The sequence below is a fragment of the Nocardia farcinica genome (assembly GCF_029867845.1).
GTDB lineage: Bacteria > Actinomycetota > Actinomycetes > Mycobacteriales > Mycobacteriaceae > Nocardia > Nocardia farcinica_A.
Genome location: NZ_JARWRU010000208.1, coordinates 1 through 13446, shown reverse-complemented (window position 1 = coordinate 13446; position 13446 = coordinate 1). Strand labels below are relative to the sequence as shown.

General features: G+C 66.2%; 10 protein-coding genes. 7 read left to right on the top strand and 3 right to left on the bottom strand.

Features of this window, described 5'->3' with window-relative positions; all coding sequences use genetic code 11:
- Nucleotides 1–298, bottom strand: a 298-nt coding sequence (locus QH283_RS04240; RefSeq protein ID WP_280501707.1) for a hypothetical protein, incomplete at its 3' end; no start/stop codon positions are given.
- 27 nt (nucleotides 299–325) lie between these two features.
- The gene (locus QH283_RS04235) at nucleotides 326–856 is read right to left on the bottom strand and encodes a DUF3558 domain-containing protein (protein ID WP_280501706.1); all 531 of its coding nucleotides are present in this window, start codon (nucleotides 854–856) and stop codon (nucleotides 326–328) included.
- Between the two features lie 259 nt (nucleotides 857–1115).
- Here QH283_RS04235 and QH283_RS04230 point away from each other — a divergent pair, with 259 nt between their 5' ends.
- Genes QH283_RS04230 through QH283_RS04215 form a run of 4 tightly spaced genes read left to right on the top strand, consistent with a single transcriptional unit; the run spans nucleotide 1116 to nucleotide 5302 of the window.
- Nucleotides 1116–2660, top strand: coding sequence for a type I restriction-modification system subunit M (locus tag QH283_RS04230; protein WP_280501705.1), 1545 nt, complete (start codon nucleotides 1116–1118; stop codon nucleotides 2658–2660).
- Entirely contained in the window at nucleotides 2657–3766 is a 1110-nt protein-coding gene (locus QH283_RS04225) for a restriction endonuclease subunit S (protein ID WP_280501704.1), read from the top strand. Before QH283_RS04230 ends, QH283_RS04225 begins: the two co-directional genes overlap by 4 nt.
- Nucleotides 3763–4689, top strand: coding sequence for a restriction endonuclease (locus tag QH283_RS04220; RefSeq protein ID WP_280501703.1), 927 nt, complete (start codon nucleotides 3763–3765; stop codon nucleotides 4687–4689). Before QH283_RS04225 ends, QH283_RS04220 begins: the two co-directional genes overlap by 4 nt.
- 13 nt (nucleotides 4690–4702) lie before the next feature.
- On the top strand, nucleotides 4703–5302 hold the full coding sequence (locus QH283_RS04215; protein ID WP_280501702.1) for a hypothetical protein: 600 nt from the start codon (nucleotides 4703–4705) through the stop codon (nucleotides 5300–5302).
- A 98-nt stretch (nucleotides 5303–5400) separates the two neighbouring features.
- Here the strand turns inward: QH283_RS04215 and QH283_RS04210 are convergent, their stop codons facing one another.
- A complete protein-coding gene (locus QH283_RS04210) occupies nucleotides 5401–5886 on the bottom strand; it encodes an Ltp family lipoprotein (protein WP_280501701.1) in 486 nt (161 codons plus the stop codon).
- Nucleotides 5887–6126: 240 nt separating this feature from the next.
- Here QH283_RS04210 and QH283_RS04205 point away from each other — a divergent pair, with 240 nt between their 5' ends.
- From QH283_RS04205 to QH283_RS04195, 3 genes are all read left to right on the top strand, one after another.
- The gene (locus QH283_RS04205; protein ID WP_280501700.1) at nucleotides 6127–9570 is read left to right on the top strand and encodes a DEAD/DEAH box helicase family protein; all 3444 of its coding nucleotides are present in this window, start codon (nucleotides 6127–6129) and stop codon (nucleotides 9568–9570) included.
- 223 nt (nucleotides 9571–9793) lie between these two features.
- Nucleotides 9794–12502, top strand: a complete 2709-nt coding sequence (locus tag QH283_RS04200) for a DEAD/DEAH box helicase (RefSeq protein WP_432420655.1) — start codon at nucleotides 9794–9796, stop codon at nucleotides 12500–12502.
- Nucleotides 12503–12620: 118 nt separating this feature from the next.
- Nucleotides 12621–13319 carry a DUF4333 domain-containing protein gene (locus QH283_RS04195; protein ID WP_280501698.1) on the top strand — a complete coding sequence of 233 codons (699 nt, stop codon included), beginning with the start codon at nucleotides 12621–12623 and terminating at the stop codon, nucleotides 13317–13319.
- Nucleotides 13320–13446 lie beyond the last annotated feature (127 nt).

Genomic DNA, 13446 nt, shown 5'->3' with positions numbered 1-13446 from the left:
CGATCTCGATGTGCAGCTTGATGCGCGATATCGCGTTGTCATCGGGGTCGTGGGTAGCTCCGCCGACCGCCTTCTGCTGGAACTTCTGCTGTAGTTGCTGAGCGGATGGGAGGCCGCCGTAGCCGGATAGGAACTCGAGGTTCGAGGCGCTCTTCAGCATCTCCTCGAGCGAGGCGAGCAGGGTGTTGCAGCGGCCGACGAGTGCGCTTCCAACCCCTTCTTCCAGCCTGAATTCACCGTCGATCCCTTGCTGCTTGAACGTCCGCCATGTCTGCAAGTGTGCTTGTGCATCCGCCATGATCGCGGCCCCCTCCAATGCTCTCGGCTACTCCGGCAAGTGCTGCTCGAGGTCTGTGGCGTGCTTGACCGCGAGTTCGCAGCGGTCAGCGGTAATGGGGTGCGAAGCGCGCCACCCGACCGAGACCGTGAAAGAACCCTGCTGGGCGGGAAACGTCAGATAGCAGGTCAGTTGATCGGTCGCGTCGGATTTGACGCGGGTGAGCAGAGTCGGCCGATCCCCGATCGTCGCCTCGCCGAGCACGATGACAGTGGTGCTCTTGCGAGTCTCTTCCAGCGTTTTGCTGCTGGACATCAGGTCCACCATGTAGGGCAGGTCCACGGCGTTCCACCCGCAGATGCGGAAAGAGGAGACCTCGGTGGGGTTGACGGTGTTCCGCTCGCTGGCCGGATCGAGGCCGGTCTCGACCAGCCATTCGTCGGGCACATCGGTGCAGGGATTGAGCAGGTTGTCCATCGCCTGCGTGGTCGGCGTGGCGGTTCCCGCTTCGGTACCCCCACACCCGGCCGTCACCGCGAGGACGGCGGCTGCGGACATGACTGCGCGGACAATGCGCACGTTCCCTCCCCTGAGCATCGGCAATCAGCCCCTCACGATAGCCGGGCATGCGTGAGCAGACCCGTCGTGCTGGAGATCCAGAGTACCCATCGCCGAGAAGGCGTCGCAGCGCGCGGCTGGGTGCCGGACAGGAACTACTCAGCCGATCGGCAAAGGCTCCGAGCGATGCCAGGGAGGGCAGAGCATGGTCCTGTCAGCGGGGTGGTCTATACATTGCTGGTCGGTCCGTCGAGCAAGAAGAGGCAGGTAGCGGGTACCCGTGATCACCGGTGACATCAAGAACAAGGTCGACGCAGTCTGGGACGTGTTCTGGACGGGCGGTATCTCCAACCCGCTCGAGGTGATGGAGCAGATCACGTACTTGCTGTTCATCCGCCGCCTGGACGACGAGCAGACCCGCGCGCTCGAGCGGGCGAACCTGCTGGAACAGCCCCTCGAGGGCAACCCGTTCCCCGAAGGCGATGACGACCAGGGCCGACCGTACGACGACCTGCGGTGGTCGGTCTTCCGGCACCGGCACGCCGAGGAGATGTATGACATCGTCGCGAACCGCGTCTTCCCGTTCATCAAGGAGATACGCGGCGACGATTCGACCTATGCGCACTTCATGAAGGACGCGCGCCTGACGATCCCCAACCCCGGCATGTTGCAGCGCGTGGTGGACCGCCTGGACAAGGTGCCGATGGAAAACCGCGACACCAAGGGCGACATCTACGAGTACCTGCTCGCCAAGATCGCCTCCGCCGGCCAGAACGGCCAGTTCCGCACCCCGCGCCACATCATCGAACTCATGGTGCATATGACCGCCCCGAAGCCGGGCGACACCATCGTCGACCCTGCGTCCGGGACGTGCGGCTTCCTGGTGGGTGCGTCGGAGTACATGCGCGCCTACCACGCGGACGCGATCAACTCGGGTGCTGGCAAGCAGCACTACCACCACGAGATGTTCCACGGCTTCGACTTCGACAATACGATGTTGCGAATCGGGTCGATGAACATGCTCCTGCACGGCATCGAGCAGCCCGACATCCGCTACCGGGACTCGCTGGCGGAGGCGAACACCGGGGACGCCGAGGCGTATTCGCTCATCCTCGCCAATCCGCCGTTCGCCGGCTCGCTGGACTACGAGAACACCGCGAAGGATCTCCAGCAGATCGCGAAGACGAAGAAGACCGAACTGCTGTTCCTTGCGCTGTTCCTGCGTCTGCTCAAGCCCGGTGGCCGGGCCGCTGTCATCGTGCCCGATGGGGTGCTGTTCGGTTCGTCGAAGGCGCACAAGGAGCTTCGGCGGATTCTGGTGGAGGAGCAGAAGCTCGACGCGGTAGTGAAGCTTCCGTCGGGTGTGTTCAAGCCGTACGCGGGAGTGTCGACGGCGATTCTGTTCTTCACCAAGACCAACTCTGGTGGAACCGATAACGTGTGGTTCTACGACGTGCAGGCCGACGGCTGGTCCCTGGACGACAAGCGCAACCCGCTGCTGGCTACCGAGAAGCTCGGTGTCCTCGCGGAGCTGTCACACGATGAGCATATGAAGAACAACTTGCCGGATGTGTTGCGGCGGTGGGCCGAACGCGATGGAGCAGAGTTGGAGCGGGCTCGCACGGAGCAGAGCTTCTGTGTGCCGAAGGATGATATCGCGGCTCAGGGGTATGACCTGTCATTGAACAGGTACAAGGAAATCGTGCACGAGGAGGCCGAGCACAGGTCTCCCGCGGAGATCCTTGACGCACTCGATCAAATTGAAAAGGAAATCGTTGAGGGCATGATGCGGCTCCGGGAGATGCTTGCCGGGGGTGCAGTGTGAGTACATGGCCCGAGGTAACGCTGTCCGACATCTGTGAGTTCAAGTACGGAAAGAGTCTGCCGGCGGGAAGACGAGTCGAAGGCGAATTCGCGGTTTACGGCTCTAATGGAATTGTCGGATCGCATATCGATTCGATCACTGATGGTCCGACAATCGTCGTGGGACGCAAGGGTTCTTTCGGTGAGGTCAATTTCTCGGATAGCAAGTGCTGGCCAATCGATACAACCTACTATATTGATAGTAGTGCGACCGACGCAGACCTCCGATGGCTATTTCATCGACTGAGTTCCCTGGGATTGACTCGATTGAATCGGGCGGCAGCGATTCCGGGTCTGAATCGAGAGGATGCCTATCGTAAAAAGCTGCTGCTGCCGCCGATCGAGGAGCAGCGGCGGATCGCGGCGATTCTCGACCATGCCGACGCGCTCCGCGCCAAGCGTCGCGAAGCCCTCGCCCGCCTCGACGAGTTGACTCAGTCGATCTTCATCGACATGTTCGGCGATCCAGCTACGAACCCGAAGAATCTGGAGTTGGTCACGATCGGTGAACTCCTTGACTCAGCGCAGTACGGAACCAGCGAGAAGAGTGGGGCCGAGGGGGAATTCGCTGTGCTGCGAATGAACAACATCACCTATCAGGGGCAGATCGATCTGACCGACCTTAAGTACACCGACCTGCCGGACGATAAAATCGAGCGCTTTACTGTCCGCGTGGGTGACGTGCTGTTCAATCGAACCAACAGCCCAGAACTGGTGGGCAAAACTGCCGTTTACCGCGGTCAGCATCCCATGGCGTACGCGGGATATCTTGTTCGCCTCCGCGTTGCGTCCGGCAACTCTCCTGAGTACATCTCTACCTTCCTCAATTCGCGATATGGTAAGGCTGTTCTTCGTGGGATGTGCAAGAGCATCGTGGGCATGGCCAACATCAATGCGCGAGAGGTTCAATCTATTCGAATTCCGAGAGCATCGGCCTCGGCGCAGAAGCAGTTCGAACAGCGAGTAATGCTCGTGGAGTCCAGCAAGTCCAATCATCGCGCAGCACTTACCCAACTCGATTCTCTTTTCGCATCCCTTCAATCCCGCGCGTTCCGAGGTGAGCTGTGACGGCACCCGTGTCTGCGATGCCGGTGTGGTCCGGCTTCCTCACCCCGGTGCTGGAAGTGCTCACCGATGGCAGAACCTGGCGCAAGCGGGACCTGCACGCGGCGGTAGAGGACCATGTCGGGCTGACCGCCGAGCAGCGGGCCGAGGTGCTGCCTTCGGGCCAGCGCCGCGCCGACAACCGGATCGGCTGGGCGCTGAGTGGCTTGTACCGCGCGAAGCTGGTGGACAAGCCGGCTCGCGCGACATTCGTCATCACGGATGCGGGCCGCGCGCTGTTGAAAGCGCATCCGGAGGGGATCACCGAGAAGACCTTGAAGGCGCTGCCCGAATACCGCGATTACACGCCGTCGCGGTCGGGCTCGTCGAATGTCGCGCCGACGACCGGCACTGCGGAGGCGGACGAAGAGGTTGATCCGCTCGAGCAGATCGAGCACGGTGTCGAGCGCCTGCATGCCGAGGTGGCGGCCGATCTGCTCGCGCGGCTGCGTGGGCAGGACCCGGCGTTCCTGGAACAGTCGGTGCTCGATGTGCTCGTCGCCATGGGGTACGGAGGCACCGAGGGCCGGGCTGCCCGGATCGGTGGGTCCGGTGACGGCGGCGTCGACGGTGTTATTGATCAGGACCCGCTCGGTCTGGACCGTATCTATGTGCAGGCCAAGCGTTATGCGGCCGACAACACCGTGGGCAGGCCGGAGATTCAGGCGTTCGTCGGTGCGCTGCACGGGGTGGGTGCTGCGCGCGGGGTGTTCATCACCACGAGTTCGTTCACCTCGGGTGCCCGCGAGTACGCGCAGGGCATCGGGACCCGCATCATCCTGATCGACGGTGAGCGCCTCGCCGAGCTGATGATCCGTTACGGGGTCGCTGTCCAGACGCGGCAGACCTTCACGATCGTCGAGGTCGACGAGGACTACTTCGAGTGAGCCGAGGATTCGCATGAGCGCACCCGAGCCTTCCGCCAGTGGCGAGAACTTCGCCGCACTCCGGCAGGACCCGTTCTTCGGGACGGCCGTCGACCTCATCGTCGGCTATCTGGCAGCCGCCTTCGACGATCCTTCCACCGGAGAGGTGGAACGGTGGACGTTGAGTGCGCGGCCGTCCACGCACAGGACGGCTGAATGTGAGCGCCTGTTCACACTGAACATCGGGCCGATGGAAGTGCTCTACGTCGAGCGGCTCATGCTGGGCATCGACATCACGGACTATCGCCTCGTGACGTATGTGTCGGAGGCCGTGTTCACCGCGGACACCGGCCGCGCCTTCGACCAGTTGGAGACCGCGTTTCCGCTGTTGCGTTTTCACCGCACCGATATGGCCTCGGCGGACGGTGACGGGCTCGTCATCGAGTGGTTCCGCTCAGAGAAAGGCGCTGAAGAGCAGTTCTCGGGGTTGCCCCTCGCGGCGGCGATCCGGGGTCTTGCCGAACTCCTCGAGCCGAAAGGACGCGGACCGTACAAGCGGTTCCATAATCACGCCTTCGCCACGCATGTTCTCGGGCGCATCGGCGTGGGGGAACTCGTCGGTCCCTTCGGGTAGTGCGCGCGGGCGCCGGGAAAGCGCCTGGAGCACTGCGACTGGTCGTGCGCCGCAGTGCTCCACCCTCACCGATCGAACGGGCTGACGCCGCAGAATCGTCAGTAGGCCGCATTCACCCCGTACTCGGCCTGTTCGTACGTGAAGCCCTCGTACACCAGCTGGTCGATCAGCCCGGATCGGGAGAACGCGGTCATCTCCAGGTACTGCTCGGCACTGCGTGCGGCCTGCTCGTTCCAGTCCACATTCAGGCTGTCGACCGCGGACGTGGCGTCCGCCGTGGAATAGCCCTCGTACTCGAGCTGGGCGATCAGGCCGCTGCGGGAGAAGGCGGAGATCTCGAGGTACTGCTGGGCAGCCCGGACGGCGTTCTGCTGGCCGGGGCTCAGCTGCTGCATGAACGGGGCAACGGCCACCGCATATGCGGGTGCGGGGGATGCGGTGGCCGACGGTGCGGCGGATGCCGCGGGTGCGCCGAGGGCGAGGGCCAGCGCGGTGGCGCCGACGGCCAACGGCCAGCTCTTCAGCTTCTTCGGAGTGGCGGCGGCCGCGTTGCGGGTCTGCTGGGTGGGGCTCTGCTCGGTCATGTCGTGCTCCTGGGAAGAAAGGGGGCGTCGTGGTCGACGTGTCCCGCGTGCGCGAGAACGGGAAAGCATGACACGCCCCGCCGACAGACAGCGTCGGCCGTTCGGACGGCAGAAATTGTCGGACCCGTCCCGTAGTGTTTGCGGGCTTCGGGAAAGCACGGACGCCTGTGCCAGGATCGAGCACGGAACGGCGCGTTACCGCCAGGTGGCGCACACGAGTGGGGAAAGGACCGCGGTCCCATGGTGGGGAACTTCGACTTCCTGCAGGCCGAATGGCCGCAGCTGTACGCCGAGGCCAGGAATGCCGAGCGGGACGCGCTGTTCGACCCGCGCACCACCTGCTTCTACGCGCGTCGCACCGTCGAACACGCCGTCAAGTGGATTTACCGCACCCAGAGCCTGCCCGAGCCCTACAAGTCCGACCTGGCGGCGAGGATTCATGACGGCAGGTTCGTCGGCGTCGTCGGCCACGGGCTCGTCACGAAGATGGATCTCATCCGCCGGCTCGGCAACAAGGCCGTCCACGAGGCCCACCCGGTGCCCAAGGATGCCGGTCGGAAGGCGCTCGCCGAGCTGTTCCACATCCTGTCGTGGCTGGCCCGCACCTATGCCACGCTGCCGTCGAGCAAGCCGTCGCCGCAGCAGCAGTTCGACCCGGCCCGGCTGCCCAGGCCCGGCGGTGGTGCTGTGGTGGCGAAGACTGTCGCGCAGCTCGGCAAGCTCGAAGCGGAGCTGGCTGCCAAGGATGCGCTGCTCGAGCAGTCCGAGGCCGAGAAGCAGGACCTCATCGCGCAGCTGAAGGCGCGCGACGAGGCCGTCGAGACGGCGGAATTGGAGAAGGTCAGCTACGAGCAGCTGATCGCCGACTTGCGCGCGCAGATCCAGGCTGCGCAGCAGGCGAGCGCCGCAATACCCGACACGCACGACTACGACGAGGCGCAGACCCGCCGCGACCTCGTCGACCTCATGCTCGGTGAAGCCGGCTGGAGGCTCGATCAGAAGCGGGACCGCGAGTATCCCGTCACCGGCATGCCCGACGGAAAGAACGGGTTCGCCGACTACGTGCTGTGGGGCGCGGACGGTCTGCCGCTGGCCGTCGTCGAGGCGAAGAAGACCTCCGTCGATCCTGGCGCCGGTCAGCAGCAGGCGAAACTATATGCCGACTGCCTGGAGAAGCAGTTCGGCCGGCGGCCGGTGATCTACTACAGCAACGGGTTCGAGCACTACTTCTGGGACGACCTGCGCTATCCGCCGCGGGAGATCGCCGGTTTCCACACCCGAGACGAACTCGAACTGCTCGTCGGCCGCCGGACGACGATGAAGCCGCTGCGCGATCTGCCCGTTCCGCAGGAGATCGCCGGGCGGCCGTATCAGGAGGAGGCGATCCGCGCGGTCACCGAGCGGTTCGAGGGCGAGAACCAGCGCGCCGCGCTGCTGGTCATGGCCACCGGGTCCGGCAAGACCCGCACCGTGGTGGCGCTGGCCGACATGCTGATGCGCGCCAACTGGGTCAAGCGGGTGCTGTTCCTCGCCGACCGCAAGGCGCTGGTCAAGCAGGCGGTCGGTGCGTTCAAGACGCATCTGCCCGATTCGTCGCCGGTGAACCTGCTGACCGACAAGAACACCGAGGGACGGGTGTACGTCTCCACGTACCCGACGATGATGGGGCTGATCGACGAAACCGATGGCGGCAGAAGGAAGTTCGGACCGGGATACTTCGATCTGGTCGTGATCGACGAGGCGCACCGGTCGGTGTATCAGAAGTACCGGCACATCTTCCGGTACTTCGATTCGCTGCTGCTCGGCCTCACCGCGACCCCCAAGGACGAGGTGGACTACAACACCTACCAGCTGTTCCAGCTGGAAACCGGTGTCCCGACGAACGACTACTCGCTCGATCGGGCCATCGACGAGGGGTATCTCGTGCCGCCGCGGGCGGTGGACGTGCCGCTGACCTTCCCGCTGAAAGGCATCCGCTACGCCGACCTCTCCGAGGAGGAGAAGAAGCGCTACGAGTCGATCGACTGGGGTGACGACGTCCCGGACGACGAGATCCCCGATGTCGTGCAGGCCGAGGCGGTCAACAAGTGGCTGTTCAACATCGACACCGTCGACAAGGTGCTCGAAACGCTGATGACGCATGGGCATCGCGTCGCCGGTGGTGACCGGCTCGGCAAGACCATCGTCTTCGCGAAGAACGAGCTGCACGCCAAGTTCATCGCCGAGCGGTTCGACGCGAACTACCCGGAATACCGGGGTTCGTTCGCGCGCGTCGTCACCCACTCGGTCAGCTACAGCCAGGATCTCATCGACAAGTTCTCCCAGCCCGGCCAGGAACCGCACATCGCGATCTCCGTCGACATGCTCGACACCGGCATCGATGTCCCCGAAGTAGTGAACCTGGTGTTCTTCAAGCCGGTGCGGTCGAAGTCGAAGTTCTGGCAGATGGTCGGCCGCGGCACCCGGTTGCGTCCCGATCTGTACGGTCCGGGCCAGGACAAGACCGACTTCTTCGTCTTCGACATCTGCGGGAACTTCGACTACTTCGACCAGGATGTCGGCGCCTCCGAAGGGGCGCTCGCGCCGTCGCTCTCGCAGCAGCTGTTCACCAAGCGAACCGAACTGCTCGCCGCACTCGATCGGTCCGGCGCGTCGCGGACGTTGCGTCGCGACACGGCCGATCTGCTCCACGGGCAGGTCGCCGGGATGCGACTGGACAACTTCATCGTCCGCACGCGACGCCGCGCGGTGGAGAAGTACGCCGAGCGGGCCGCCTGGGAGTCGCTGACCGAACAGGCGGCCGCTGAGATCATCGGCGATCTCGCCGATCTGCCCACCACCGTCCGCGACAGCGACGAGATGGCGAAACGATTCGACATCGTCGTGCTGCGCGGACAACTCTCCGTCGTCCTCGCCGACGACACCCTGCCCAAGCACGCCGACACGATTCGCGGCGTAGCGGACGGGTTGCTCGAGGAGGGCCTCGCCATCCCGAAGGTGAAGGCCAAGGAAGAACTGCTGCGGGAGGTGGCGAGCGACGAGTGGTGGCAGGACGTCACCGTCGACATGCTCGAACACGCCCGGCGGGAGCTGCGGTCCATCGTGGGACTGCTCGACAAGAAGAAGCGCGTCGTGGTCTACACCGACTTCACCGACACCCTCGGCGAGGTCGTCGAACGGGACATGCCGGAGATGCGGTCGGGAACCGATGTCGAGCGCTACCGGGCGAAGGTGCGTGACTATCTGCGCCGCCAGCCCGACAACCTGGCCTTGCAGAAGCTGCGTTCGGGCAAGCCGCTGACTCCGGCCGATCTGGAATCCCTCGAGGAACTGCTTGCCCGCAGCGGTGCCGGCGCACCCGAGGACATGGAACGCGCCGTGGCCAACGCCCAGGGGCTTGGGCGGTTCATCCGTTCCCTCGTCGGTCTCGATCGGCAGGCCGTGCAGGAGGCGTTCGCGGAGTTTCTCGGTGAGCGCACCGCGAGTGCCAGCCAGATCGATTTCGTCAACCTGGTCATCGGTCATCTCACCCGGCACGGTGAGATGGACCCGAAGTTGCTGTTCGAGGCGCCGTTCACCGATGCGGCGCCGCAGGGGCCGACGCAACTGTTCGAGCCCGAGGAGGCGAAGCGGTTGCTCGGGGTCATCCGGTCGATCAATGACGCGGTGGGCGCCACCGCCTGATCTCTGGTGGTGCCTCGACACGTCGACGCACGATAGGCGCGGCACAGGCCTACGGAATCACTTCAACGACGAAGTGTACTCGGTGACCGGGGCGAAACCGGCGTTGAAGAACAGCTGAGGGCTGTGGTGGATTCGTGGTGAGTTACGGCACCGATCCGGTCGCTACGCGGGGGATGCAGCGAAATCCGGGCGACCGCTGTCGGCGTCCTCCGATACTCTCGGTCTGGTGACGAACTTGGGGTCGCGTACCAGCGAGCTGGACGAATTCTCGGCGGCATTGAGCTTCGACCTCGATCCCTTCCAGCGCGAGGCCTGCACGGCGCTCGAGGAGGGGCACGGGGTGCTCGTGTGCGCGCCCACCGGTGCGGGCAAGACCGTGGTCGGCGAATTCGCGGTGCATCTCGCGCTGGCCGCGGGCGGCAAATGCTTCTACACCACGCCGATCAAGGCGCTGTCGAACCAGAAGTTCGCCGATCTCACCGCCCGTCACGGCCGTCAGCGCGTCGGCCTGCTCACCGGCGACCAGTCGATCAATCCCGACGCCCCGGTGATCGTGATGACCACCGAGGTGCTGCGCAACATGCTCTACGCCTCCTCCGACGCGCTGCGCGGGCTGTCGTATGTGGTCATGGACGAGGTGCACTTCCTGGCCGACCGGTTCCGCGGTGCGGTGTGGGAGGAGGTCATCCTGCACCTGCCCGAGGAGGTGCGGCTGGTCAGCCTCTCCGCGACGGTCAGCAATGCCGAGGAGTTCGGCGCCTGGATGGGCACCGTGCGCGGTGACACCACCGTGGTGGTGGACGAGACCAGACCGGTGCCGCTGTGGCAGCACGTCATGGTGGGCAGGCGCATGTTCGACCTGTTCGACACCGACTCCAGCGCGCAGAAGGTGGTCGTCGACGGCGAGCTGGTCCGCTACATCAAGCATCGCGAGGCGGCCGACCGGGCGGAGAGCTGGGGCGGCGGGCCGCGCGGACGCGGCGGACCCAGGCGCGCCTTCCGTCCGCTGCCGCGCCCCGAGGTGCTGGCCAAGCTGGACGAGGAGGGGCTGCTGCCCGCCATCACCTTCATCTTCAGCCGGGCCGGCTGTGACGGCGCGCTGGCCCAGTGCCTGCGCTCGCGGCTGGACCTGAGCCGACCGGAGGACGCCGACGAGATCGACGCGGTGATCGAGAAGCACACCGGCGACCTGCCGAGGGGCGATCTCGAGGTGCTCGGCTACTGGGAGTGGCGCGAGGCGCTGCACCGCGGCCTGGCCGCCCACCACGCGGGCATGCTGCCCGCCTTCCGGCACACCGTGGAGGAACTGTTCGTGCGCGGGCTGGTGCGGGCGGTGTTCGCCACCGAGACGCTGGCGCTGGGCATCAACATGCCGGCGCGCACCGTGGTGCTCGAGCGGCTGGTCAAGTTCAACGGTGAATCGCACGCCGAGCTCACGCCCGGCGAATACACCCAGCTCACCGGTCGCGCGGGTCGTCGTGGCATCGACGTCGAGGGCCACGCGGTGGTGCTGTGGCAGCCGGAGGTCGACACCAGCGCGGTGGCGGGCCTGGCGTCCACCCGCACCTATCCGCTGCGCAGTTCGTTCAAGCCCGGCTACAACATGTCGATCAACCTGATCGACCGCATGGGCGCGGCCGAGGCGCGGGCGCTGCTCGAGCGGTCCTTCGCCCAGTTCCAGGCCGATCGTTCGGTGGTCGGGCTGGTGCGCGGCATCGAACGCAACGAGGGGCAGTTGCGTGGCCTGCGCGAACAGCTCGGCGGCGCCGATGGCGGCTTCCTGGAGTACATCCAGCTGCGTGAGCGGATCAAGCAGCGCGAGCGCCAGCTGTCGCAGCAGAGCCGGGCCGACCGGCGCGGACAGGCCGTGCAGGCGCTGAGCGCGCTGCGTCGCGGCGACGTGGTGGCCATCCCGTCCGGCCGCCGGATGGGCCTGGCCGTGGTGCTCGAGCCCGATGCCACCCCGCACGATCCTCGCCCGCTGGTGCTCACCGAGGACAAGTGGGCGGGCCGGGTGTCGGTGCACGACTTCCCGGTTCCCGCCGAGACGCTGGGGCATATGCGGCTGCCGCGCCGAGTGGATCACCGCACCGCGCGCAGCCGTCGCGACCTGGCGTCCGCGCTGCGCAGCACCGGCATCACCCCGCCGGGGCGCAGGGGCAGGGGCGGGCGCTCGGAGGCCGCCGACGACAGGGAACTGGACACCCTGCGCCGCGCCCTGCGCGCGCATCCGGCGCACAAGCGCCCCGACCGCGAGCAGATGAGCCGCATCGGCGAGCGCTACAACCGCATCCTGCGCGAGACCGAGAGCATGCGCCAGAAGGTCGCCGCCACCACGAACTCGCTGGCGCGCACCTTCGATCGCATCCTCGGCCTGCTCGAGGAGCGCGGTTTCGTGCACGAGGGGGAGGTCACCGCCGACGGGCGCAGGCTGGCCCGCATCTACGCCGAGAGCGATCTGGTGGTGGCCGAATGCCTGCGCCGGGGAGTGTGGCGCGGGCTCGGCCCGGCCGAACTGGCGGCGGTGGTGTCGATCCTGGTCTACGAATCCCGCCAGGAGGCGGGCGGTTACCTCGGTCCGGCCGGTCCGACCCAGCCGGTGAAGCGCGCGGTCGGCGCCACCGTGGACATCTGGAGCGAGCTGCGCCGCGACGAGTCCCGCCACAAGCTGCCGCCCACCCGCGAGCCGGATCTGGGTTTCATCGCGGGCGTGCACCTGTGGGCGCGCGGCGACGGGCTGGCCGAGGCGTTGCTGGCCGGAGGCGATCAGGGCACACCACTGTCGGCCGGTGATTTCGTGCGGTGGTGCAGGCAGGTGATCGACCTGCTCGACCAGATCCACAACACCGCCGACGACGAGGAAGTGGCCGCGACGGCGGCGAAGGCGGTGCGCGCGATCAGGCGGGGTGTCGTGGCGGTGGACGCCGCGTAGCCGAATGGTCTGTGATTTGATTCTTGCGCGTACCGACTGTGGCGCAGCTGTCGTGACTCTACGACCAGACGCCGTCGGGGGGCTACCGTATGAGTAACGATGCGAGTGGAGGCAACCAATGAGCGGCCCGTTTGGACCGAAGGAAGCAGGGGAGGGGCGCAACGATCCCACCCAGGTGTGGACCGGCCAGCAGCCGCCCGGCGGCGCCGGCCCGACCCAGCAGTGGGGTGGCCAGACTCCGCCTCCGGCGCAGCCGACTCAGCAGTGGGCCGATCCGAACCAGGCGCAGGCGCAGTGGGGACAGACGCCCGGCCAGCCGCAGTGGGGTCAGACCGGGGGCCAGCCGCAGCAGCAGCCGTGGGGCGCCACCCCCGGCCAGCCGCAGCCGCAGCAGCAGTGGGGGCAGACGCCCGGCCAGCCGCAGCCGCAGCAGGCCTGGGGCCAGCCGCAGCCGCAGCAGCAGTGGGGGCAGCCCGGCCAGACGCCGCCCCAGCAGGGCGGTGGCGGCGGTAAGACCGGCCTGATCATCGGCCTGGCCGTGGTCGGCCTGCTGGTCCTCGGCGGCATCATCACGCTGGTGCTGCTGCTCACCGCCACCGACGAGCTGGACCAGACCGCGGTGCAGAACGGCGTCACCTCGGTGCTGAAGGATTCCTACGGCATCACCGATGTCGCCGACGTGTCCTGCCCCGCCGGCCAGAAGGTCGAGATCGACAACACCTTCCAGTGCTCGCTGAAGGTCAACGGCGAGGACAAGAAGGTCAACATCAAGATCACCAAGGATGACGGCACCTACGAGGTCGGCCGCCCCAGCTAGTCGGTGATCCACCCGCCCGGCGTCAGCCCGGCCGGAAGCGAACCACGAGCCCGCGCGACAGATCGCGCGGGCTCGTGCTTTTCCGGTCGAGGTGAGAACGCGGGCACTGTGCCGGTGGTGGTGTGGC

Bases quoted from the DNA above. Each gene is read 5' to 3' on its own strand.
- QH283_RS04215 (WP_280501702.1), top strand. From the start codon at position 4,703: ATGAGCGCACCCGAGCCTTCCGCCAGTGGCGAGAACTTCGCCGCACTC.
- QH283_RS04210 (WP_280501701.1), bottom strand. From the start codon at position 5,886: ATGACCGAGCAGAGCCCCACCCAGCAGACCCGCAACGCGGCCGCCGCC.
- QH283_RS04205 (WP_280501700.1), top strand. From the start codon at position 6,127: ATGGTGGGGAACTTCGACTTCCTGCAGGCCGAATGGCCGCAGCTGTAC.
- QH283_RS04195 (WP_280501698.1), top strand. From the start codon at position 12,621: ATGAGCGGCCCGTTTGGACCGAAGGAAGCAGGGGAGGGGCGCAACGAT.